Annotated in this window: 20 protein-coding genes; 8 read left to right on the top strand and 12 right to left on the bottom strand. The window is 73.3% G+C overall.

All coding sequences use genetic code 11. The features are described 5' to 3' along the window. Positions 1–112: 112 nt before the first annotated feature. Positions 113–1,558, top strand: a complete 1,446-nt coding sequence (hemG, locus tag ACFZDE_RS24440; RefSeq protein ID WP_391202976.1) for a protoporphyrinogen oxidase — start codon at positions 113–115, stop codon at positions 1,556–1,558. 5 nt (positions 1,559–1,563) lie between these two features. After that, the gene (hemQ, locus tag ACFZDE_RS24445) at positions 1,564–2,307 is read left to right on the top strand and encodes a hydrogen peroxide-dependent heme synthase (protein ID WP_390994157.1); all 744 of its coding nucleotides are present in this window, start codon (positions 1,564–1,566) and stop codon (positions 2,305–2,307) included. Here hemQ and ACFZDE_RS24450 read toward each other — a convergent pair whose 3' ends face one another. Then, positions 2,308–3,912, bottom strand: a complete 1,605-nt coding sequence (locus ACFZDE_RS24450) for an alpha/beta fold hydrolase (RefSeq protein ID WP_391202979.1) — start codon at positions 3,910–3,912, stop codon at positions 2,308–2,310. A 114-nt stretch (positions 3,913–4,026) separates the two neighbouring features. Next, complete coding sequence (locus tag ACFZDE_RS24455; RefSeq protein WP_390994155.1) at positions 4,027–4,797, bottom strand: TIGR04222 domain-containing membrane protein; 771 nt, start codon at positions 4,795–4,797, stop codon at positions 4,027–4,029. Between the two features lie 273 nt (positions 4,798–5,070). On the opposite strand from ACFZDE_RS24455, the gene ACFZDE_RS24460 reads away from it, so the two are divergent. From ACFZDE_RS24460 to ACFZDE_RS24470, 3 genes are read left to right on the top strand one after another with little or no spacing between them, the layout of a single operon-like run. Then, the gene (locus ACFZDE_RS24460; protein ID WP_391202982.1) at positions 5,071–6,537 is read left to right on the top strand and encodes an aldehyde dehydrogenase family protein; all 1,467 of its coding nucleotides are present in this window, start codon (positions 5,071–5,073) and stop codon (positions 6,535–6,537) included. Positions 6,538–6,574: 37 nt separating this feature from the next. Beyond that, on the top strand, positions 6,575–8,131 hold the full coding sequence (locus ACFZDE_RS24465; protein ID WP_391202985.1) for a GMC oxidoreductase: 1,557 nt from the start codon (positions 6,575–6,577) through the stop codon (positions 8,129–8,131). After that, on the top strand, positions 8,128–9,624 hold the full coding sequence (locus ACFZDE_RS24470) for an amino acid permease (protein ID WP_391202988.1): 1,497 nt from the start codon (positions 8,128–8,130) through the stop codon (positions 9,622–9,624). Before ACFZDE_RS24465 ends, ACFZDE_RS24470 begins: the two co-directional genes overlap by 4 nt. Before the next feature lie 64 nt (positions 9,625–9,688). On the opposite strand, the gene ACFZDE_RS24475 is transcribed toward ACFZDE_RS24470, so the two are convergent. Continuing rightward, on the bottom strand, positions 9,689–11,155 hold the full coding sequence (locus ACFZDE_RS24475) for a DUF692 family multinuclear iron-containing protein (protein WP_391202991.1): 1,467 nt from the start codon (positions 11,153–11,155) through the stop codon (positions 9,689–9,691). A gap of 182 nt (positions 11,156–11,337) precedes the next feature. Between ACFZDE_RS24475 and ACFZDE_RS24480 the strand changes: the two genes are divergently transcribed. Next, the gene (locus ACFZDE_RS24480; RefSeq protein ID WP_391202994.1) at positions 11,338–11,949 is read left to right on the top strand and encodes an ion channel; all 612 of its coding nucleotides are present in this window, start codon (positions 11,338–11,340) and stop codon (positions 11,947–11,949) included. On the opposite strand, the gene ACFZDE_RS24485 is transcribed toward ACFZDE_RS24480, so the two are convergent. The 9 genes from ACFZDE_RS24485 to zapE form a co-directional block, all read right to left on the bottom strand. Then, on the bottom strand, positions 11,921–12,379 hold the full coding sequence (locus tag ACFZDE_RS24485; RefSeq protein ID WP_390994149.1) for a hypothetical protein: 459 nt from the start codon (positions 12,377–12,379) through the stop codon (positions 11,921–11,923). The genes ACFZDE_RS24480 and ACFZDE_RS24485 overlap by 29 nt on opposite strands. 69 nt (positions 12,380–12,448) lie before the next feature. Beyond that, positions 12,449–13,216: a peptidyl-tRNA hydrolase gene (locus tag ACFZDE_RS24490; RefSeq protein ID WP_391202997.1), complete on the bottom strand. Its 768-nt coding sequence runs from the start codon at positions 13,214–13,216 to the stop codon at positions 12,449–12,451. 384 nt (positions 13,217–13,600) lie between these two features. After that, a complete protein-coding gene (locus tag ACFZDE_RS24495; protein WP_390994146.1) occupies positions 13,601–15,121 on the bottom strand; it encodes an FAD-dependent oxidoreductase in 1,521 nt (506 codons plus the stop codon). Between the two features lie 94 nt (positions 15,122–15,215). After that, positions 15,216–16,622 (bottom strand): alkaline phosphatase PhoX, encoded by a 1,407-nt coding sequence (locus tag ACFZDE_RS24500; RefSeq protein WP_391203000.1) that lies wholly within the window; start codon positions 16,620–16,622, stop codon positions 15,216–15,218. Positions 16,623–16,712: 90 nt separating this feature from the next. After that, complete coding sequence (locus ACFZDE_RS24505) at positions 16,713–17,669, bottom strand: SPFH domain-containing protein (RefSeq protein WP_391203003.1); 957 nt, start codon at positions 17,667–17,669, stop codon at positions 16,713–16,715. 184 nt (positions 17,670–17,853) lie between these two features. Then, positions 17,854–19,338 carry a SulP family inorganic anion transporter gene (locus ACFZDE_RS24510; protein ID WP_391203006.1) on the bottom strand — a complete coding sequence of 495 codons (1,485 nt, stop codon included), beginning with the start codon at positions 19,336–19,338 and terminating at the stop codon, positions 17,854–17,856. An 8-nt stretch (positions 19,339–19,346) separates the two neighbouring features. After that, a complete protein-coding gene (locus tag ACFZDE_RS24515; RefSeq protein ID WP_391203009.1) occupies positions 19,347–19,928 on the bottom strand; it encodes a carbonic anhydrase in 582 nt (193 codons plus the stop codon). An 83-nt stretch (positions 19,929–20,011) separates the two neighbouring features. Beyond that, positions 20,012–20,440 (bottom strand): hypothetical protein, encoded by a 429-nt coding sequence (locus ACFZDE_RS24520; protein ID WP_391203012.1) that lies wholly within the window; start codon positions 20,438–20,440, stop codon positions 20,012–20,014. A 199-nt stretch (positions 20,441–20,639) separates the two neighbouring features. Further along, positions 20,640–21,743, bottom strand: coding sequence for a cell division protein ZapE (zapE, locus tag ACFZDE_RS24525; RefSeq protein WP_391203015.1), 1,104 nt, complete (start codon positions 21,741–21,743; stop codon positions 20,640–20,642). Between the two features lie 37 nt (positions 21,744–21,780). Between zapE and ACFZDE_RS24530 the strand changes: the two genes are divergently transcribed. Together ACFZDE_RS24530 and ACFZDE_RS24535 are read left to right on the top strand one after the other, a co-directional pair. Further along, positions 21,781–22,596 (top strand): pyrimidine reductase family protein, encoded by an 816-nt coding sequence (locus ACFZDE_RS24530; RefSeq protein WP_391203018.1) that lies wholly within the window; start codon positions 21,781–21,783, stop codon positions 22,594–22,596. Positions 22,597–22,844: 248 nt separating this feature from the next. After that, entirely contained in the window at positions 22,845–23,318 is a 474-nt protein-coding gene (locus ACFZDE_RS24535) for an indole-3-glycerol phosphate synthase (protein ID WP_390994139.1), read from the top strand. Positions 23,319–23,450 lie beyond the last annotated feature (132 nt).

The following is a 23,450-nucleotide window of genomic DNA, read 5'->3' on the forward strand; positions in this document are numbered from 1 at the left end:
GGGACGGCGCCGATCGTTTGGCCCGGGACGGTTCCGATGCGGTCACGGTCGGGACTCGTGCCGGACACCGGGGCGCGGAGGCGCTGTCGGTGGGGTCTGAGAGGCTGGGGGCATGCGCGAAGTTCAAGGGCAGGTCGTCGTCATCGGGGCGGGCATCGCGGGGCTGGCCGCCGCACACCGGCTGCTGGGGCGCGGTGCGCGGGTGACGGTGCTGGAGGCCTCCGACCGGGTCGGCGGCAAGCTGCTGCCCGGGGAGGTCGCGGGTGCGCGCGTGGACCTCGGCGCCGAGTCGATGCTGGCCCGCCGCCCCGAGGCGGTGGCTCTGGCCCGCGAGGTGGGTCTCGCCGACCGCCTCGAGCCCCCCGCGACCGCCACGGCCTCGCTGTGGACCCGCGGCGCCCTGCGTCCCTTCCCCAAGGGCCATGTGATGGGCGTGCCCGGCACCGCGTCCGCCCTGGCCGGTGTGGTGTCCGAGGAGGGCCTGGCCCGCATCGAGCGCGACGCCGAGCTGCCCCGCACCGAGGTCGGCGACGACGTGGCGGTGGGGGAGTACGTGGCGCGGCGCCTCGGCCGCGAGGTCGTCGACCGCCTGCTGGAGCCCATGCTGGGCGGGGTGTACGCGGGCGACGCCTACCGCATCTCCATGCGCTCGGCCGTCCCGCAGCTCTTCCAGGTCGCCCGGACCCACACCTCCCTGACGGAAGGGGTCCGCGAGCTCCAGGCCAAGGCGGCCGCCGCCCAGCAGACCGGCCCGGTGTTCATGGGCATCCGGGGCGGTGTCGGCACCCTCCCGCTCGCGGTCGCCGACTCGGTCCGGGCCCGCGGGGGCGAGATCCTCACCCGGACGCCGGTGACGGAGCTGCGGCGCACTCCCGAGGGCGGCTGGCGGGTCGGCTCCGGTGAGCGCGCGTGGCGCGCGGACGCCGTGGTGGTCGCCGCCCCCGCCCCCGTCGCCGCCCGGCTGCTGCGCGCCGAGACCCCCGGGGCCGCCGCCGAGCTCGACGCCGTCGAGTACGCCTCCATGGCCCTGGTCACCCTCGCCTACCGCCGCGCCGAGACGGCCCTGCCCGACGGCAGCGGCTTCCTCGTGCCGCCGGTCGACGGGCACACCATCAAGGCGTCCACGTTCGCCTCGCACAAGTGGGGCTGGATCGCCGGCGAGAACCCGGACCTGGTCGTCCTGCGCACCTCCGTCGGACGGTACGGCGAGACGGAGGTCCTCCGGCGCGACGACAGCGAGCTGGCCGAGGTCTCGCGGCACGACCTGAAGGCGGCGACCGGGCTGGACGCCACGCCCGTCGCCACCCGCGTCACCCGCTGGGACGACGGGCTGCCCCAGTACTCCGTCGGCCATCACGCGCGCGTGGCCCGCATCCGCGAGCACATCGCCCGGCTCCCCGGCCTCGCCGTCTGCGGCGCCCCGTACGACGGCGTCGGCATCCCGGCCTGCATCGCCAGTGCGTACGCGGCCGTGGACCGGATTTACGGGGACACGGGCGGTGTGGAGGAGCTCACCGCCCACCCGGTGCAGAGCCTGCACGGCGGAGCGGGAGAATGAGAAGCATGAGTGACGACGCCTCCACCACCGCCTCCAGCGCCGCGCCCGGCCGCATCGCGAACAAGGGCAAGCTGGCCAAGGACCTCAACGAGGTCATCCGCTACACGCTCTGGTCCGTCTTCAAGCTGAAGGACGTCCTCCCCGAGGACCGCGCCGGGTACGCCGACGAGGTCCAGGAGCTGTTCGACCAGCTCGCCGCCAAGGACGTGACCATCCGCGGCACCTACGACGTCTCGGGCCTGCGCGCCGACGCCGACCTCATGATCTGGTGGCACGCGGAGACCAGCGACGCGCTGCAGGAGGCGTACAACCTCTTCCGCCGGACGAAGCTGGGCCGCGCCCTGGAGCCGGTCTGGTCGAACATGGCGCTGCACCGCCCCGCCGAGTTCAACCGCTCGCACATCCCGGCGTTCCTCGCCGACGAGACGCCCCGCAACTATGTGAGCGTCTACCCCTTCGTGCGGTCCTACGACTGGTACCTGCTGCCCGACGAGGACCGCCGCCGCATGCTCGCCGACCACGGCAAGATGGCCCGCGGCTACCCGGACGTGCGGGCCAACACCGTCGCCTCGTTCTCCCTCGGCGACTACGAGTGGATCCTCGCCTTCGAGGCCGACGAGCTGTACCGCATCGTCGACCTCATGCGTCACCTGCGCGCCTCGGAGGCCCGGATGCACGTCCGCGAGGAGGTGCCGTTCTACACGGGCCGCCGCAAGGACGTCGCCGAGCTGGTCGCCTCCCTGGCCTGATCAGCGGATGCGTCGCGCGGCCCCGGCCCGGTCCGGGGCCGTCGGCCTCGGCTCGGCGTGCGGGGCGCACTGCGCGCCGCGTCCCGGCAGCCGGCCCTCCAGCAGATACGCCTCCAGGTGCCCGTTGACGCAGGCGTTGGGGCCGCCCGCCAGGCCGTGGGCGCCGGCGTCCCGCTCCGTCACCAGCACCGAGCCCGCCAGACGGTCGTGGAGTGCGAGGGCGCCGTCGTACGGCGTGGCGGCGTCCCGCTCGGCGGCCAGGATGAGGGTCGGCGGCAGCTCGCCCGGCCCGGCTCCGACGTCGAGCGGCCGCTGCCGGGGCCCCGGCCAGTAGGCGCACGGCAGGTTCGTCCACACGTTGTCCCAGGTCTCGAAGGGCGCCACCCGCGCGAGCCGGGTGTTGTCCCGGTCCCACACCTTCCAGTCCGTGGGCCAGGGGGCGTCGTTGCACTCGACGGCCACATAGACCGCCCGGGAGTTCTCCGCCTCGGCCGCCGCCTGCGGATGCTGCTCCATCTGCTCGATCAGCGGCCCGGCATCACCCTTGAGGTACGCCGACAGCGCGTGCGCGCGGTGCGGCCACTGGTCGTCGTAGTAGCCGGCCTGAAGGAACGCCCCGTGCAGCTGTCCCGGCCCGACCTTCCCGCCCGCCGGTTCGGCGGCCAGCCTCGCGCTCGCCCGCTCGTAGCTGCGCTGCACCTCCCGCTGCGTCGCGCCGAGCCCGTACACGTCGTCGTGCCGGGCGATCCACTCCCTGACGTCCCGCCAGCGGTCCTCGAACGCCGCCGACTGGGCGAGGTTGTTGCGGTACCAGATCCGCCCGGGGCCGGGGTGGACCACCGAGTCGAACACCATCCGCCGCACATGACCGGGGAACAGCGTCGCGTACAGGGCACCGAAGTAGGTGCCGTACGACGAGCCCATGAAGGTCAGCCGCTCCTCGCCGAGCGCGGCGCGCAGCACGTCGAGGTCGCGGGCGTTGTTCAGCGAGTGGTAGTGCCGCAGCGCGTCGCCGTTGCGCTCGGCGCACCCCCGGGCGTACGCCTTCGCCTTCGCGACGCGCTCCTTCTTGTACGCCGGTGAGGGGTGCGCCGGTGCCTGCGAGGGCCCGGTGTAGAACTGCTTCGGGTCCTTGCACGACAGCGGAGCCGAACGGCCCACCCCACGCGGGGCGTAGCCGACGAGGTCGTACGCGGCGGCGATCCGCTTCCACCCGGGGAGCAGGCCGACCAGCGGGAAGTACAGGCCGTTGGCGCCCGGGCCGCCCGGGTTGTGCACGAGGGCGCCCTGCCGCGGGACCTGACGCCCGTCGGTGTGCGGGTCCTTCCGGGTGGCCCGGGCCCTGCTGACGGACAGTTCGATCTGCCGGCCGTCCGGGCGGGCGTAGTCCAGCGGAACGCTCACCGTGCCGCACCGCATGCTGCCCGGCAGGTCCTGCGCGTCGGGGCACGGGCCGAAGTCGATTCCGGCCGCCTTGGCGCGCGCGGCGGCCACGGCGGTGCCGCGCCGCTCGGCCGTGCCCGTCCGGTCCTCCGCGTCCGGGGCCGCGGTGAGGGCGCTCAGCAGCAAGGACCCGGCGGCCGAGTAGAGCAGGGCGGCTCTCATCGCGTATCCCTTCGGTGCACGGTGGCGACGGAAGGGATGTTTCGTTCGCTCCGAAGGGAACGCAAGCACCGTCGACCGGTGTCGGGCCCGCCGCCCCCGCGCGCCCCCGGTCCGTCAGTCGTGCGACTCGCGGTGCGCGAACGCGGCGCGCAGATCCGGCTCACCGATCGCCCGCACACCCCGTACGGCCACCGAGGTGAGGTACGTACGGTCGTCGGCGGCGCCGTCCGCCGAGCGGGTCAGGGCGCCGAGCAGCCGCCGGCCGGCCGGCGAGGCCCAGCGCGAGTAGGGGTGGATCTCGACCCGGGCGACGGCCAGGCAGCTCAGGGTCAGGGTGAGCGGCAGCGCGAACCACAGGGCGACCAGATGCCGGGGCATGTCCGGCGGAAGCGGCGTCAGCAGCGCGGCCACGCCCAGCCCGAGGACGGCGACGGCCGCGACCCGCACCTGGCGCACGGCAGCGGCGACGGTCGTGCGGGCACTGTCGGGCACCGCGAGTCCCGCGCGCACCAGCCCCTCGGCGATCCCGCGCACCGGGTCCGCCGCCGCGGCCGTGGCCCGCACCGGCGCGATCCGGCACTGCCCCTCGGGACCGATGGCCCCTATCACCGACCGCTCCATCTCGTCCCGCCCGCGCGGGTCGACGACCGTCGCCCAGCCGGTGTGGGCCAGGAGCAGCCGGCGCTGGCGGGCCATGGCGACCAGGGTCACATCGGCGACCCTCCGGGGGCCGCCGGAGAGGAACGCCGCCTCGTACAGCGTGAGTTCACGCCCCCGGCCGGTGTCCGCGTCCACGGCCGCCGCACGCACGGCGGCCAGGCACAGGCGGGTGCACGCCGTGCCTGCCACGGCCCAGGACGCCAGGAGGAAAAGAACCCAGAGCATATGTTGTTTGTATGTGACACGGGCTCGAAAACACCATGCCTCGTTCACCATCCGGACACAGTGTTGTCGGTATGTGACGTTCCGTTTCAGTCCGGTGGCGGCCGGTGAGCGGGCGGTCGGGAGTGTGCGGTCCCCCGACTAGTCCACCCGGGTCCTCTGGGCCGTCAGGACGCCGTCGCGGCGGTGTGCCCCGTGGCCGCCGCCCGCCCCATGGGCCATGTTGCTGACCGTCGAGCCGATCGGGCTCCGGCCGGACACGAAGGAGGCCCCGCGGTGGGCGAGCTGTACATCGACGGCGAGTGGACACAGGCGGCGGCCGGCGGCCGGCGCGAGGTGGTCAACCCCTACGACGCCTCGGTCGTCACCACCGTCGACGAGGCCGACGCCACCGACGTGGACCGCGCCGTACGCGCCGCCCGGCGCGCCTTCGCCGAGGAGGACTGGGCGAACGCCCCCACCCGCCGCCGCGCCGACCTGCTGATGCGCGTGCACGACCTGCTGCTGCGCGACCGCGAGGACATCGCCCGCACCGAGACGCTCGACACCGGCAAGACGCTCACCGAGGCCCGCATCGACGTGGAGGACGTGGCGAACGCCTTCCGCTACTTCGCCGAACTCGCGGGCAAGGACGGCGGCCGGGTCGTCGACGTCGGCCCCGACGTCCTCAGCCGGGTCGTCTACCAGCCGATCGGCGTGTGCGCGCTGATCGCCCCGTGGAACTACCCGCTGCTCCAGGCCTCCTGGAAGGTCGCCCCGGCACTCGCCGCCGGCAACACCTTCGTCCTCAAGCCCAGCGAGACCACCCCGCTCACCACCCTCGCCATGATCCGGCTCATCGAGGAGGCCGGCGCCCCGCCCGGCGTCGCCAACCTCGTCCTCGGCTCCGGGGCGACCGTGGGCGCGGCCCTCACCAACCACCCCGACGTCGACCTGGTCTCCTTCACCGGCGGCCTGAACACCGGCCGGGCCATCATGGCCGCCGCCGCCGAGGGGCCGCGGAACATCGCCCTGGAACTGGGCGGCAAGAACCCCAACATCGTCTTCGCCGACGCAGACTTCGACGCCGCCGTCGACTACGCCCTCGACGCCGCCTTCCTGCACTCCGGGCAGGTCTGCTCGGCCGGCTCACGCCTGCTCGTCGAGGACTCCCTGCACGACCGGTTCGTCGAGGCCTACGCCGCGCGCGCCCGGGCGATCCGGCTCGGCAACGGCCTGGACGAGGGCACCGAGAGCGGACCCCTCAGCTCCGCCGAGCACCGCGAGAAGGTCGAGGGCTACATCGCCGTCGCCAAGGAGGAGGGCGCCCGGCTCGTCACCGGAGGCACCCGCCCCGACGACCCGGCCCTCGCCGACGGCTTCTTCCTGCTGCCGACGATCTTCGCCGACTGCGACCGGTCCATGCGGATCGTCCAGGAGGAGGTCTTCGGCCCGGTCGTCACCGTCGAACGCTTCCGCACCGAGGACGAGGCCGTGGACCTGGCCAACGACACCCGCTACGGCCTGGCCGGCGGTGTGTGGACCTCCGACGCGAGCCGCGCCCAGCGCGTCGCCCAGCGGCTGCGCCACGGCACCGTGTGGATCAACGACTTCCACCCCTATGTGCCGCAGGCCGAGTGGGGCGGCTTCGGCCGCTCCGGCGTCGGACGCGAACTCGGCCCCACGGGGCTGCGCGAGTACCAGGAGGCCAAGCACATCTACCAGAACCTCGCCCCCGCCCCCTCCGGCTGGTTCAAGGGCTGACCCGCACGCCCCACCGCACCACCACGAAAGGCACGGCATGGCCACCACCCCCGCGCACGGCGCCGAGTCCGCCTACGACTACGTCATCGTCGGCGGCGGCACCGCAGGCTGTGTGCTCGCCGCCCGGCTCAGCGAGGACCCCGACTGCCGCGTCTGCGTCATCGAGGGCGGCCCCAGCGATGTCGGCGACGAGCGCATCCTGCGCCTGCGCAACTGGATCAACCTGCTCGGCTCGGAGTTCGACTACGGCTACACCACCGTCGAACAGCCCCGCGGCAACTCACACATCCTGCACTCCCGGGCCCGGGTACTCGGCGGCTGCTCCTCGCACAACACCCTGATCAGCTTCCTGCCGCTGCCGCAGGACCTCGACGACTGGGTGAGCCACGGCTGCTCCGGCTGGGACCCGGCGACGATCCTGCCCTACCGCGACCGGCTGCTCACCCGGATCGTGCCGGTGGCCGAGGCCGACCGCAATCCCATCGCCAAGGACTTCGTCACGGCCGCGTCCCGCGCCCTCGGCGTCCCCGTCGTCGACGACTTCAACGCCGAACCCTTCGCCGACGGCACCGGATTCTTCTCGCTGGCCTACCAGCCGGAGGGCAACCTGCGCTCCTCCGCGTCGGTCGCCTACCTCCACCCGGTGCTGGACCGGCCCAACCTCACCCTGAAGCTTCAGACCTGGGCCCACCGGCTGCTCACCGACGACTCGGACCGGCTGACCCGCGTCGCCGTCCGCGACGCCGAAGGGCAACCGGCCACCGTCCGGGCCGAACGCGAACTCCTGCTGTGCGCCGGTGCCATCGACACCCCGCGCCTGCTGATGCTCTCCGGCATCGGCCCGGCCGACGACCTGCGCGCCCTGGGCATCGACGTACGGGCCGACCTGCCCGGCGTCGGGGAGAACCTGCTGGACCACCCCGAGTCCGTCATCGTCTGGGAGACAGCGGGGCCCCTGCCGCCCAACTCCGCGATGGACTCCGACGCCGGTCTCTTCCTGCGCCGCGACAAGGACCAGCCGCGCCCCGACCTGATGTTCCACTTCTACCAGGTGCCGTTCACCGTCAACACCGAACGCCTGGGCTACCCCGTACCGCGGCACGGGGTGTGCATGACGCCGAACGTGCCGCGCGCCCGCTCCACCGGCCGCATGTGGCTGCGCAGCGCCGACCCCGCCGAGCACCCGGCCCTGGACTTCCGGTACTTCACCGACCCCGGCGGCCACGACGAGCGCACCATCGTCGACGGCCTCAAGGTGGCCCGCGAGGTCGCCGCGACCGACCCGCTGCGCGACTGGCTCGTCCGCGAGGTCGCCCCCGGCCCGGACGTCGTCTCCGACGCCGACCTGTCGGAGTACGGCCGCCGCGTGGCCCACACCGTCTACCACCCGGCCGGCACCTGCCGGATGGGCGCCGCCGACGACCCTGCGGCCGTCTGCGACCCCGAACTGAGACTGCGGGGTTTCGAGGGTGTGCGGATCGTCGACGCGTCGGTGTTCCCGACGATGCCCACCATCAACCCGATGGTGACCGTACTGCTCGCCGCCGAACGCGCCGCCGACCTGATCACCGCGGAACGAGGGGCACGACGATGACCGGTACCCAGCCTCCCGCACCGGCGTCCGGCGCCCCCTCGGGCGAGCCGGGCTCCGAGTTCCGCAAGGACATGGGCCCCTGGGCCAACTTTGCCCTCGGCTTCACCTACCTCTCCCCGGTGGTCAGCACCTACACCCTCTTCGGTATCGCGATCGTCGACGGCGGGCCGCCGATGATCTGGGCGTTCGTGCTGGCCGGCTGCGGCCAGTTCCTCGTCGCGCTGATCTTCGGCGAGATCGTCGCCCAGTACCCGATCGCGGGCGGCGTCTACCCCTGGGCCCGGCGGCTGTGGGGCAAGCGCTGGGCGTGGATGACCGGCTGGGTGTACATGTGGGCGCTGCTGGTCACCATCACCTCCGTCGCCTACGGCGCCGGGCCCTACATCGCCATCCTCTTCGGCTTCGACGCCACCGTGCACACCACCGTGCTGTGCACCGCCGTGCTCATCGTCGTCGCCATCCTCATCAACTACCTGGGCACCAAGGCGCTGTCGGCGGCGGCCATCATCGGCTTCGGCGGCGAGCTCATCGGCGCCCTCGTCGTCGGCATCTACCTGATGGTCACCCACCGACACCACAACGTCGGCATCATCTTCGACACCTACGGGACCGAGGGGGACGGCTCCTACCTGCCCGCGTTCCTGGCGGCCGCGATCATCGGCTTCTACCAGTACTACGGCTTCGAGGCCTGCGGGGACACCGCCGAGGAGGTCGCCCACCCGGGGCGCGTCATCCCCCGCGCGATGCGGCGCACCATCTACATCGGCGGCGCCGCGGCCACGTTCACCTGCATGTCGCTGCTGCTGTCGGTCACGGACTTCAACGCGATCATCGCGGGCGAGGTGGCCGACCCGGTGGTGGACGTGCTGTACGACGCCATGGGGGAGACCGGGGCCCGGCTGGTGATGGCCGTGGTGCTCATCTCGTTCCTGTCCTGCACGATCAGCCTCCAGGCCGCGGCCGGGCGGCTCATCTACTCCTACGCCCGGGACGAGATGATCGTCGGGCACCGGCTGCTGCGGCGGTTCGCCCACGCCCGCGCGGTGCCGAGCTGGGCGCTGTTCGTGTCCGCCGCGGTGCCGCTGCTCATCGCCTTCGCGTCACTGCTGTCGGAGGACGCCCTCACCAACATCGTCTCGTTCGCGATCCTCGGCATCTACGGCTCGTTCCAGATGGTGGTCCTGGCCGCGCTGCGCGCCCGGCTCAAGGGCTGGCGCCCGGCGGGGGAGTTCACCCTGGGCCGCGCGGGCCTGGCCGTGAACATCGCCGCGCTGGCCTACGGGATCTTCGCCATCGTCAACATCTGCTGGGCCCGCACGCCAGAGAAGCCCTGGTGGGAGAACTGGATCGTCCTGCTGTGCGGCGGCGTGGTGGTCGGCACGGGCGTCATCTACATGTTCGCCACGCACCACTACGGCCGAAGCGACGCGCCCGCCGGCGACGCGGTACCGGAGAAGCGGCCCGCCGCTTCCGGAGGGTCGCGGATGAAGTGACCGGCCGGTGGGCCCACGCGGCCGGAGGGGCCGCCCCAAAGGGGTGGCCCCAGGGGGTCCCCCCTCAACGCCGCAGCAGGACCCTGCGCGTGGCGCGGGCCAGCCGGCCGGCCGGGCGGTGGGAGCGCGGCTTCGGGCCCGAGCGCTCCAGCCACCACTCCCGCAGCTCCCGCCGCGCCCGCGGGTCCCCGGGACGCCCGGCGGACAGCAGGTGCTCGGCGAAGGCGAGGGCGTCGCGCCGGTAGCCGCCGGTCATCGGGTGGTTCTGGGCGTAACCGAGGAACGCCGTGCGGTACTCGTCCCCGAGGATCACCGGCAGTTCGAGGGCGACCTTCGCCACCACGTCCGCCCGCTTGGCCGCGAGCGCCCGCGCCTGCACCCCGATCCGCGCCCGGTCGAACCCCTCGGGCACCGGCGTCCCCGCGACCAGCGCCGACAGCAGCGCCGCCTGCGCCAGTCCGAGCCGCTGCCGGGCCTCGTCGACGCCTCGTGGATGGGGCCGGCCGAAGGCGCCCCGTGTCGCCCCGGCCGCCCCGGTCTCCTCGCCCCGCCGTGCCGCCTCGGACCCTGCCGGTGCCTCGTCGTGGGCGCCCCGGGGCGCCTCGCGCCTCGCGGGGGCGGCGGCACCGAGCAGTTCACCGTCGTCGCCGGGGGTCCGCTCCTGCCGTCCGGCGGCCGAGCGGAGTTCCGTCTTCACGCGTTCGACGGCGCCCGCCCTCAGCGCCCCGCGGATCGCGTCCAGTTCGCTCTCCAGCTCCGCGGGCTCGGGGAAGTTCTCGTCCCGTTCCAGGAGGACACCCGGCGGCGCGACGCGGGAGGCGAGCTCCGTGAGGATGTCGAGGACCGGCCCGGGGACCGGGTGGGCGTGGCTGTCGTGCCAGACGCCGTCGCGTTCCACACCGCCCGCGACATGGACGTAGGCGACGGCCTCCAGCGGGAGCTCCGCGAGGGCCTTCGAGGGGTCCTCGCCGCGGTTGACGTGGTTGGTGTGCAGATTGGCGACGTCGATGAGCAGGCGGACGCCCGTGCGGTCGGCGAGGTCGTAGAGGAACTGGCCCTCCGACATCTCCTCGCCCGGCCAGCAGACCAGCGCGGCGATGTTCTCCACCGCCAGCGGCACCGGCAGCGCGTCCTGCGCGATCCGTACGTTCTCGCACAGCACGTCCAAGGCGTCCCGGGTCCGCGGGACGGGCAGCAGATGGCCCGCCTCCAGGTGCGGGGACGCCGTCAGCGGCCCTCCCGCCCGGACGAACGCGATGTGCTCGGTGACCAGCGGCGAGCCCAGCGCCTCGGCCCGCTCGGCCAGCGCGGTCAGCCGTCCCGCGTCGGGCCGGTCCGCGCCCCCGAGGCCGAGCGAGACACCGTGCGGTACCACGGTGACGCCGCGCTCGCGCAGCCGCCGCAGCGAGTCGGGCAGATGCCCCGGGCAGAGGTTCTCGGCCACCGCCTCGACCCAGTCGATCCCCGGCATCCGCTCCACGGCGTCCGCGATCTCCGGCCGCCATCCGATGCCCGTCCCCAGTCGCTCCATCGTCCCCTCCTCCGCCCGGCCCGTTCCTCGAACGTGAAGGGGGTATGGCCCAGCCGCCGGCGCCCGAACCGCGCCCCGCCCTCCTTCAGAGCAACATTTGAGGTTCGCGGGCCCCGCACCCCGCCCCCACCGACGGACGCACCGGGCTCGCGTCCCGCCCCGGGACGACATAGACCGGACCCATGCCCGAAGGCAGCGAGCCGCCCCACCACCCCGCGCGGCGGCGGGAACCGCACGCGGGGCCGGCCGGTCCGCGCCGGCTGCGGATCGGGGCCGGGGCCCTGCTCGTGGCGGCCGGCACCGCCTACTTCCTGCTGCCCCTCGAAGGGCTCGGCGCCGACCGGCCCTGGCTCGGCTGGCCCCTGTTCGTGATCTGCCTGGCGCTGGTCGCCGCGCTGCTGCTGCGCCAGGTGCGCGACGTCGTCCTGGAGACCCCGCAGGCCCGCTCGGGCATCATGATCTCGCTGCTGATGTGCCTGGCCGTGCTGGTCTTCTCGTCCGGCTACTACGCACTCGCCCGGCAGCCGGGCCAGTTCACCGGCCTGCACACCCGGGTCGACGCGCTGTACTTCACCGTCGTCACGCTCGCCACCGTCGGCTACGGCGACATCACCCCGCGCGGGCAGGAGGCCCGCCTGGTGACCGTCACCCAGGTCGTGTACACCTTCGTCTTCCTCACGGCGGCGGCCACCGCGCTGACCCGCCGGCTGCACAGCGTGGTCGCCGGGCGCGACCGCCACCCGCCACCGAACCCGCCCGGGAGCTCTACACCGGGCGGGAGGAGCGGTAGTTGAACACCGACCAGAGGACGAACAGGCCCGTCACGATCATGATGATCGACCAGAACGGCTGGTACGGCAGCCACAGGAAGTTCGCGATCAGCGCCAGGCCGACCACGACCGCGCTCGCCGCCCGGGCCCAGTCGGCCCCGGTGAACAGGCCGAGCCCGGCCACCACCACGAGCACGCCGACGATGAGGTGGATCCAGCCCCAGGCGGTCAGGTCGAACTCGAAGGAGTACTGGCCGAAGCTCGTGTACACCTCGTCGCCCGCGATCGCCGCGATGCCCTGGAGCACCGCGAAGAGGCCGTAGACGACCATCAGGACGCCCCCGAGGACGAGGCCCCCGGCCGCCCAGTCGCCGGGACCGCCCGCTCCGGAGCCGTCGGGCGTCCGGTCACCGGGGGCGGGCGGGGCGGGGGGAGGGGGCGCGGCGCTGGTCATGGCTGCCTCCGGGGTCGGGTCGGCTGGTAACCCCACTGGAGCACTCGCCGGGGACAGGCGCGCCCGCGACTACTGCGAACGGGTGGCCGCCGCGCGGCCGGACCCGTGCCGCTCCCGGCGCAGCGCCGGGTGGTCCGCGACCACCGTGCACGAGCCGGGCGCGATCTCCGTGAACCCCGCGTCGCGCACCAGCGGCAGCCCCAGGCCGGTCAGTTCGGGCCAGCGGGCCGCCTCGGCCGTCCGTACGGCGAGCGGGAACCCCGCGGCGCGCCAGGCGGACCGCTGCTCGCCGGACAGCTCCCACCAGGCCAGCTGCGCGGCGTGCCCGGCCTGGGCCATGGCCTTGCCTGCCGACATGCCGAGGCCGGGGTTCAGCCACAGCACGGGGGCCGCGGGGTCCGCGTCCACCGGCGGCTGCGGGTCGTCGAGGTCGGTGCCGGACACCTGGAGCCGGGCCAGATCCTTGGGCCAGCCGTCCAGCGGGACGGGCGGGAAGACCCGCACCTCGGCCGACGCGCCGGTGACCGTGATGCCGGGCAGCGCCCCGGCCCGCCGCCACTCCGCGCCCCGGGCCCGCCGCACCACCTTGCGGATCCGGGCGTCCTGCCAGTCCCGCATCGCCCCGGCCCACTCGCCCTCGCCGGCCGACCGCTCGTCGGCCAGGATCGTCAGCACGCCCCGCGCGGCGGTCTCCAGCGCGTCCGTGCGCGCGGGCGGCTCGGCCTTCTCGATCCGCACGACCAGCGGCAGCACGAACTGCGGTGCCTCGTCGCGCGCCGAGGGCTCGGACCGGAAGGGACTGTCGCTCTGGCGCGGGGGCGTGGGGTCTTCGCTCACGAAACCCAGTGTGCCAGCAGGGAGATCGTGCAGGTTGGCCGCATGCGACCCGGCCCGTGCCTGCGCGACGCGGGCCATCGCTATGGTCCGCGCGGGCCCTGGGTGCTGAGCGGTGCCGACCTGGCGGTGGCTCCGGGCCGGTTCGTCCGCATCGAGGGCGCCGACGGCAGCGGCACGTCCCCCGCTGCCGCGGCGGCTCGCGGCGCCGCTGTCCCTGGTGGCGACCGGCTCACTCGCGCAGGCGGCCGTGCGGGGCCTGGTGACCGGCGCGCAGAGCGGTACCGTCCCGCTGCCGCTGCCGCTGCCGACCCTGGCCGGGGCGGCCCTGGTCATCGCCGCGGCACCGCCCGGCCGGTGCGCCCAGCGCAGGCCCGGGGCGAGCCGTCACAGGTCCCGCTGTTCCAGGGGTTTGGTGGCCGGGCCCTGGATCACCTTGCCGTCGGTGTCGAAGCGGGAGCCGTGGCAGGGGCACTCCCAGGCGCGTTCGGCGGCGTTGAAGTCGACCAGGCAGCCCAGGTGGGTGCAACGGGCGGACACGGCGTGCAGGCCGCCCTCCTCGTCCCGGTACACCGCGACCCGGTGGCCGTCGGCCCGGACCACGGCGCCCTCGCCGGGCGGCAGGGACTCCACCGGCGGGGAGGGCCGCAGCCGGTCGCCCACGAAGTGCCCGGCGACCTTGGCCTGCGTCTTGAGGAACGCGGGCGCCTCACGCACCGCGCTCTTGAGCCGGCGCGGGTCGTACAGCCCGCTCCACGCGCACTCCTCGCCCGTGATCTGCGCGGTCAGCAGCCGGCCGGCCATGATGCCGCCGGTCATGCCCCAGCCGCCGAAGCCGGTGGCCACATAGGCGTGCCGGGCACCGGGGTGCAGCGGGCCGACCATCGGCACGGTGTCCGTGGGCTCGGTGTCCTGGGTGGCCCACCGGTGGGTGACCTCCAGGTCGGGGAAGTGGCCGGTGGCCCAGGCGGTGAGGCGTTCGAGCCGGGCCCGCGGGTCGGACGTGCCCGGCGTGAAGTGCTCACCGGTGACGATGAGCAGCCGCCGGTCGTCCCTCTCGTGGGGCGCGGTGCGCACCGAGCGGGTGTCCTCGTCGGGCGTGATGAACATGCCGTCCGGGTCCTGCCCGGCGGGGATCGTCCCGGCGACGACCAGCTCGCGGCGGGTGGACAGCCGGGCGAACAGCAGGGCCCGGTCGAAGATCGGGTAGTGCGTGGCGACGACGACGTCCCGGGCCCGGACGGTCGCCCCGGTCGCGGTCGACAGCCTGCACGGCTCGCCCTCGTCCAGGCCGAGGACGGTGGTGTCCTCGAAGATCCGCCCGCCGTGTGCGACGAGGTCGGCGGCGAGGGCCAGGAGGTACTTGCGCGGATGGAACTGGGCCTGCCCGGTGACCTCGACCGCGCCCGCCACGGGGAAGGGCAGGCCGGTCCGTGTCACGAACGAGGCGGGCAACCCGGCCTCGGCCGCGGCCTCCGCCTCGGCGCGCAGTTGCGGCACACGGCCCGGGTCGCGCGCGTAGGTGAAGGCGCTCCGCGTCTCCCACTCGCAGTCGACGCCCAGGTCCTGGGCGATCCGGGCCGCGTGATCGATCGCCTCGGACTGGGAGCGGGCGTACAGCCGGGCGCCCTCGGGGCCGCGGGTGCGCCGCAGCTTGTCGTAGACGAGCGTGTGCAGCGCGGTGACCTTGGCGGTGGTGTGCCCGGTGACACCGGCCGCGACCCGCCCGGCCTCCAGTACGGCCACGCTCCGCCCGGCCCGCGTCAGCTCCCACGCCGTGCTCAGACCGGCGATCCCGGCGCCGATCACGGCGACGTCGACCTCCAGATCCTCGTCCAGTACCGGGTGGTGCCCGTCCGGTGCGGTCTCGAGCCAGTACGAGCTGCTGACCTGCTGTTCTTCGCCCATGACCGCCGAGTACCCCGCTGTGTCCGCTTCAGTGGCGGGCGGATCGCCCCACCGCGGGAGGTCCGCGGTGGAGCGATCCGCAGCGCTCAGCCGATTACCGGCACCAGGGGCCCGTCACCGCGAACGTGGTGCCGGGCGTGTAGCAGTTGACGTACATCGTGTCGCCGTCCGGCGAGAAGGTCACCCCGGCGAACTCACCCCACTCGGGCTCCTCGGGGGCGCCGCCCGCCGCGGTAGCGGCTGATGTGATCACCTGCCGGTTGCGGGCCATCGCGTAGACCTGGCCGCGCCGGGTGACGCCGAAGACGTACTGGGCCCCGTTGCCGTCCTCGCACACCATGAGGCCGCCGCTGGGGGCCAGACAGATGTTGTCCGGCGACTCGCCGGGCAGTTGTACATCGGTGTCCGGGCCGAAGACGATCACCAGGGTGAGCCGGCGGCGCTCCGGGTCGTAGCGCCAGACCTGCCCGTAGTGGTCGGCGGCCGAACCGTCGGACCGGCGTGCGAAGGACGACACGAAGTACACGGACCGGCCGCCCCAGTAGCAGCCCTCCAGCTTCTGCGCGTGCGTGATGCCGCGCGGGCCGAAGTCCTGGAACCGGATGGGCGTCCGCGCGGCCTGCGGGTCCGGGACGTCGACCCACTCGATGTGGTCGAACTCGGCGCCGACGTCCTGGATGGACGACAGGTCGGGCACCCCGGGCACCCGCATGGCCTGGAGCCGCCCGCCGGCGCGCAGCGAACCCCTGCCGCCCAGCGGCCGTTCCGGCAGGAAACGGTAGAAGAGACCGAAGGGCTTCTCGAAGGCGTCCTCGGTCTCGTACACCACGCCCCGCCGGGGGTCGACGGCGATCGCCTCGTGCGCGAAACGGCCCATCGCGGCCAGCGGCACGGCCCCGGTGCGGTGCGGGTCGGCCGGGTCCACCTCGAAGATGAAGCCGTGGTCCTTGGTGTAGCCGTTGGTGCCGGCCTTGTCCTCGGTCTCCTCGCAGGTCAGCCAGGTGTGCCAAGGGGTGGGCCCGCCCGCGCAGTTCACGGCCGTACCGGCGATCGCGACGCGCTCGGACTGCACCCGGTTGCGGGAGTCCAGCGTCAGCGCCGTACAGCCGCCCTTGCCGGCCGGGTCGTAGGTGAGGCCCTCGACGGTGGGGACCGGGTTCCGGCCGTCGGCGCGGTTCTCGTGGTTGCGGACCAGGTGGACCCGGCCGCCCCGGCCCGGGAAGGCCGACATGCCGTCGTGGTTGGAGGGCACCTTGCCCTCGCCGGAACGGAGTTGGTCACCTTCGCGGGAGAGGATCCGGTAGGAGAATCCCTCCGGCAGGTCGAGGACGCCCTTGGGGTCGGGGACGAGCGGGCCGTAGCCGGTGCGGCCCATGCCCTGGGCGGCGGCGGTGCCGGTGAACAGCTCGGACAGGGCGCCGGAGAACGCGATCCCGACGCCCAGGGCGCCTGTTCCGGCGAGCATCTGACGTCGTGTTGCGGAGCGACCGGATGCGGTCATGGGGAAACCTTCCTGCTGGCGGACAGGAACTGTGATCCCGCTGTGTCTATCACCTGGTGCGGGCAGCGGGAACCACGCGCGTAGCGCGGGTCACTGCTCCACCGCGCGCCGCAACCGCTCCATCGCCTCTCCGGCCTGCTCAGTGAGGCCGACGGCGCGCTCCGTGATCTCCGCGCGCTCCGTGGCCCCCGCGTGTCCCGCCTCCTCCAAGTGGTCCTGGGCCCGCGCTTGTCCCGGCGCCTCCCCGTGGTCCGTGCCCTGCGCCCGTGCCGGGCCCTGCGCGGGAGGCTGCCCGCCGCGCTCCAGGAACCGCAGGAGCTCCACCGGAATGGGCAGGACGAGGGTGGAGTTCTTCTCCGCCGCCACCGCCATGACGGTCTGGAGCAGCCGGAGCTGGAGCGCCGAGGGCGTGTCGGCCATCTGACGGGCGGCCTGAGCCAGCTTCTTGGAGGCCTGGTACTCGGCGTCGGCGTTGATGAGCCGGGCCCGCCGCTCCCGGTCGGCCTCGGCCTGGCGGGCCATGGAGCGCTTCATGGTGTCCGGCAGGGAGACGTCCTTGATCTCCACCCGGTCGATCGTCACGCCCCACTCGACGGCCGGGCTGTCGATCATCAGCTCCAGGCCCTGGTTGAGCTTCTCGCGGTTGGACAGCAGGTCGTCCAGCTCGCTCTTGCCGATGATCGAGCGCAGCGAGGTCTGCGCCATCTGCGAGACGGCGAAGCGGTAGTCCTCGACGTTCACGATCGCCGCCGCCGGGTCCACGACCTTGAAGTACACCACCGCGTCGACCCGCACGGTCACGTTGTCGCGGGTGATGCCCTCCTGGGCCGGGATGGGCATGGTCACGATCTGCATGTTGACCTTCCGGAGCCGCTCCACCCCCGGAACGATCAGGTTGAACCCGGGCAGCCGCACGTCCCCGCGCAGACGCCCGAGCCGGAACACGAGCCCCCGCTCGTACTGCTTGACGACCCGCGCCGCGGAGGCCAGATACACCAGCGCACCGGCCCCGACCGCGGCCACCACACCGAGCACCTCTTCGACCATGCCGACCTCCCCGTTCAGAGGTCCGAATCCGTCTGCTTCTGTAACGATATGCCCGAACCCGGACGCGGGGCCATGCCCGGTGCCCGGGCCGGAATCGGGGGCGGAACGGGGGCGGACACACGCAGGTCCGGGACGCGCAGGCCGCGCGCCCCGGACCTGTGCCGGGTGATCCGTAGGACAGACGTCAGACGGCGGTGGCCTTCTCCGCCGGGGCCGCCTCGGCTTCCGTGACCTTCACGGGCTCGGTGCCCGTCGCGCTGTGTCGTGCGGCCCAGTTCTCCAGGGCCGTGCGGCAGGCGTGGTCGAGGTGGTGCAGGCCCGAGAGGTCCAGCTCGACCGGGCGGTCCTGCGGCAGGCTCTCCAGGCTGTCGAGGATCTTCGGCAGCCGCAGGAAGGTCGCGTTGCCGGACAGGTGGGCCTGGATGGGACCGGCCCCCTTGTCTATGATCTCGAGCTTGATGTGCGAGGCCTCCCAGGCGGTCTTGACGACCGACAGGGCCAGTCCGATGAGCACGCCCTCGAACATGTTCACCGCGACGATCGACACCGCGGTGACGATCAGGATGAGCGCCTCGCCCCGGTGCTGCCTCCACAGCGGCACGATCTTGGCGAACGGGATCAGCTTCCAGCCCGCGTGGACCAGGATGCCGGCGAGGGCGGGCAGCGGGATCAGGGCCAGCGTGGACGGCAGCAGCGCGGCGAACAGCAGCAGCCACACACCGTGCAGCACCCGCGACGCCTTGGTCCTGGCGCCCGCGCTGACGTTGGCCGAACTGCGGACGATGACCGCGGTCATCGGCAGCGCGCCGAGCACACCGCAGACGGTGTTGCCCGCGCCCTGCGCCATCAGCTCCTTGTCGTACCGGGTGCGCGGGCCGTCGTGCAGCCGGTCCACGGCGGCGGCGCTGAACAGGCTCTCGGCGGAGGCGATCAGGGTGAAGGCGACGATCGTGCCGACGATGCCGATGCCCACACTGCCGAAGGCGTCCAGGCCGGGCGGCTGGACGGAGTCCAGCAGGCCCTTCACCTCGACCGTGGCGACCGGCAGGTCGAAGACGGCGTTGGCCGCGATCGCCAGGATCACCGCGGCGAGCGCGCCGGGCACGGCCTGGGCCTTCTTGGGCAGCCTCTTCCACAGCACCATCACCGCGATGGTGGCCGCGCCGAGGGCGAGGGAGGTGAGCGCCGCCGTGCTGCCGGCCGCGTCGACGGCGGCACCGGGCAGGCCCAGGATCTTGTCGACGCCGGAGGCGGGTGCCTTCAGCCCGGCCGTCGCATACAGCTGCCCCGCTATGAGGACCAGACCGATTCCGGCCAACATGCCCTCGACGACCGAGACCGAGATGGCGCGGAACCAGCGGCCGAGCTTCAGCGCGCCCATGAGGAGCTGGAGCAGGCCGGCGGCCAGCACGACGACGCCGAGTGCGGGCAGCCCGTAGGTGTCGACGGCCTCGAAGACCAGCACGGTCAGCCCGGCGGCCGGCCCGGACACCTGAAGGCTGCTGCCCGGCAGGAATCCGGTGACGAGTCCGCCCACGATGCCGGTGATCAGGCCCAGTTCGGCCGGGACACCGGAGGCGACGGCCACCCCCACGCACAGCGGGAGCGCGACCAGGAACACCACGAGCGAGGCGGTGAAGTCCTGCCTGAGGTAAGGGAACTTGGTCATGGTGCCCCTCACAGCTTCTCGAAGGAGTCGGTGTCGCCGCGGTGTTCGCGCACGATGCCGGTGTGCACTTCGTAGAACCAGGCGTGCAGGCCGAGCCGGCCCTCCGCCAGCCGGCGTTCGATGCAGGGGTACGACCGCAGGCGCAGGACCTGGGCGAGGGCGTGGTTCTGCACGCCCTCGGCGACGGCCGGGTCGGCGGGGTCCGCGCAGGCGGGCTCGTCGGCGGCGCGTGCCAGCCAGTCGCGCACCGCCGGTACGGCGTCGAGGTCGTCGCCGCGTACCACCGCGCCCACGGCGCCGCAGTGCGAGTGGCCGCAGACCACGATCTCCTGGACGCCGAGGACCTCCACGGCGTACTCGATCGTGGCGGCCTCCGAGGTGGGGTGTTCGAAGGAGTGCGGGGGAACGACGTTGCCCGCGGTGCGCAGTTCGAAGAGCTCTCCGGGGCGGGCGCCCGTGATCAGGGCCGGGACGACCCTGGAGTCGGAGCAGGTGATGAACAGGACGTCGGGGGACTGGCCCTCGGCGAGATGGGCGAACTCCTCAGGGCGCTGTCCGAAGGTGCGGGCGTTGTCGATGAGGGGTTGCATGAGTGTGGTGACTCCTCCTGGCGCGCGAGTGGGGGCGCGTCGGACGGGCATGACAAGGGTGGTGGTGGGGGGTGCCGTACCGCTCAGCAGCGGAATATCTGCAGGGCCGCCGGTGTGTGCGAGGCCGGGGATCTCGACGCGTGGTGGTGCGCGGCGCCGGGCCGGGCCTGTTCGGGATCGGCCGGACGTAGGTGCCGGCGCAGGGGCCGCTGCGGCGCCGAGGGCGCGAAGCCGGCGGTGTGGGACCGGTCGCGGGTCCGCAGGGGGCCGGTCGGGTCCCCGTGGTGTCCTGAGCGGCAGGTGGCCGTCTCGTCGTGCAGGGCCTTCCCGATGGGCTTGTGTCCGGGGCGCGAGGGTGTGCCCGAGGGGTGTGTCCCGGGCTGAGCCTTGGCCTTGGCTTGGCTGTGGGTGTACGCGGTTGCGAAGGACGCGGTCGGTGCGAAGAGCTGGAGGGCGAGCAGGGCGGCGGCGAGGACCGCGATCACGGTCCATGCCGTGCGACCTCGGTGCATGCGCCCCCCTCCCGGTGATTTCACGCCTCTAGCGCGGACCAACAGATGGTCAACGGCTGGTCAAGAAACACGTTAACCCTGCAAGGTCGTTTGCAGGGTTAACTTAACGTTTCAAGCTGAAGAGAGCCTGAAAACCGCAGGGGGTATGGCTTGAACAAGCCCTGCCCGCCGGGTGGTTGGCGCGGTAATGGAGTTGTGGCTACCGGGGGTCCACGAGTCGGCCCGCGTCGCGGGCCAGCGCGGTCAGCCGGGAGATGGCCCGGAAGTACTTCTTCCGATACCCGCCGTTCAGCATCTCGTCACTGAACAGCTGGTCGAAGGGCAGGCCCGAGGCCAGCACGGGCACCTCGCGGTCGTAGAGCCGGTCCGCGAGGACGACCAGTCTGAGGGCCGTCGACTGGTCCGGGACGGGCCGCACACCGGTGAGGCAGACCGTCCTGATCCCGTCGGTCAGAGCGCCGTACCGGCTGGGGTGGACCCGGGCCAGATGGTCCAGGAGGGGCGAGAACGCGTCGAGGGAGGCGCCCTCGGTGGCGTGCGCGGCGCCGGTGACCTGTTCGTCGGAGTACGGCGCCGGCGCCTCGGGCAGACCGCGGTGACGGTAGTCCTCGCCGTCGATGCGCAGGGCCCGGAAGTGGGCCGACAGGCCCTGGATCTCGCGCAGGAAGTCGGCCGCGGCGAACCGGCCCTCACCGAGCTTGCCGGGCAGCGTGTTGGAGGTGGCGGCGAGCGCCACGCCCGCGTCGACCAGCTTGCCGAGCAGCGTGGAGACCAGGACGGTGTCGCCCGGGTCGTCGAGCTCGAACTCGTCGATGCACAGCAGGCGGTGACCGGACAGCGTCCGCACGGTCTGCTGGAAGCCCAGCGCGCCGACCAGGTTGGTCAGCTCCACGAACGTGCCGAACGCCTTCAGCTCCGGCTCGGCCGGGGTCGCGTGCCACAGGGACGCCAGCAGGTGCGTCTTGCCGACGCCGTACCCGCCGTCGAGGTAGACGCCGCGCGGGCCCGCCGGAGCCTTCTTCGGCGCCTTGCCGAAGCCGAACAGCCGCCGCTTGCCGGACCCCGCGGTCCCGCCCTGGCCGAGGCCCGCCGCGAAACCCTCCAGGACCCGGACGGCCTCCGTCTGGCTGGGCTGGTTCGGGTCGGGGAGGTACGTGCTGAAGCGGACCGAGTCGAACCGCGGCGGCGGCACCATCTCGGCGACCAGCCGGTCCGCGGGGACATGCGGCTCACGGGCGCACAGGGACAGCGGGGCCGGGTCGGTTATGGGGCCGGATCCGGAGGGGGCCAGGGGAGAGGACACGGTTCACCATGCTACGGCGCGTGGAACACTGCACGGCATGCGACGTCTGTTCCCTGTGACCGATGAAACAGCAGCTCCGGCGCCGGGTGGCGGGTCCGGTGAGGGCGCCGGGCGGGAGTGGGGCCTGGCGGAGCTGGCCGCCGCGTACGCCTATCCCGGGCCGGGGCCCGGCGGGCCGGTGCCGTGGCTGCGCGCCAACATGGTGTCCACGCTGGACGGCGCCGCCCAGCACGACGGCCGTTCGCAGCCCATCTCCTGCGCCACCGACATGCGGATCTTCGGCACGCTGCGGGCGCTCGCGGACGTCGTGGTCGTCGGCGCGGAGACGGTACGCAAGGAGGGGTACCGCCCGGCCCGCGTGCGGGAGGACTTCGCGGCGATGCGGCAGGCGGCCGGGCAGCGGCCCGCACCCGCGATCGCGGTGGTCTCCGCCAGTCTCGACCTGGACTTCTCGCTCCCGCTGTTCACCTCGCCCCTGGTGCCCACCCTCGTCCTCACCGGCGCCGCGGCCGCCCCGGACCGCGTCGCCGCCGCCGAGAAGGCCGGCGCCCGGGTGGTGACCGCCGGGGACGGCGTCGGCGTCGACCCCGCCCGTGCCGTCCGGGCCCTGGCCGACCTCGGTCACACCCGGCTGCTCACCGAGGGCGGCCCGCGGCTGCTCGGGCAGATGGTCGCGGCGGACGTGCTCGACGAGCTGTGCCTGACCCTCTCCCCGATGCTCACGGCGGGCGACGCCCAGCGCATCGCCGGGGGGCCCGCCGTCACGGTCCCGCACCGCTTCGGCCTGGTGTCGATGCTGGAGGAGGACGGCTTCCTGTTCACGCGGTACGCACGGGCCCGTGAGGCGTACTGAAAGTCCGCACCCGGGGTAGGAGGTGTCGGCGGCCGGGCGACGGGCCGGCGGCCGGTTCGTCCGCAAGCGGGGGTGAATCTCACCGTCGGTCCGTTCATCGGTGGAATATGCCGTTCCGTTCGGTTTCCGGAAGGCACACTGGATCCGGCAGTGCCCGTGCGAGCACGGGGCAGGATGGTTTCCGCAGGCCCGTTGCGGCCCGCGCAGGAGTTGGGGGCCATAGGCTCCCGGAGCAGAAGGGGCGCCTGGTGTTCACAAGCGTTTTGATGATCGAGAAGGCGCTGACGTCGGCCGACGTGGAGTTCGTCACCACCTTGCACGGCGAGGAGCAGGTCTCCTTCCACGTGCTGCTCCAGCCGCGCGGTGAGCAGGCGGACCGCCTGCTGCGCGCCATCGACGACGTGGCGCTCGGCGAGCTCGACGAGGCCGTGCGGGAAGGGGAGACACCGGAGGGCGAGGAGGCCCTGAGCGTGGGGCAGCGGGCGCTGGAGGTGTCACTCGCCGCGTTGCGCACCTCGGGCCATCCCGCGCAGGGGCGGCTGATCGAGGACCATCCGCTGGACGCGCTGAAGTCCCTGGTGGAGGAAGCCGGGGCGGACGAGGTCATCGTGCTGACCGATCCCCACTACGTGGAGGAGTTCTTCCATCGCGACTGGGCCTCGCGGGCCCGGCACAAGGTGGGGGTGCCGGTGCTGAAGCTGTTCTCCCACAGCAAGGCGTAGGCAGGGGCGGGTCGCGAGGGGTTCTTCCGGGTGCGGGCCGTTCGTGACCGTTCGCGCAGTTCCCCGCGCCCCTGATGGGCAGGCCGGCTCCGCGCACGCAATAGGCTGGGCCCCGCTAACCCCGTCACCCGG

Source organism: Streptomyces sp. NPDC007929 (assembly GCF_042959065.1).
In the GTDB taxonomy this organism is placed as follows: Bacteria; Actinomycetota; Actinomycetes; order Streptomycetales; family Streptomycetaceae; genus Streptomyces.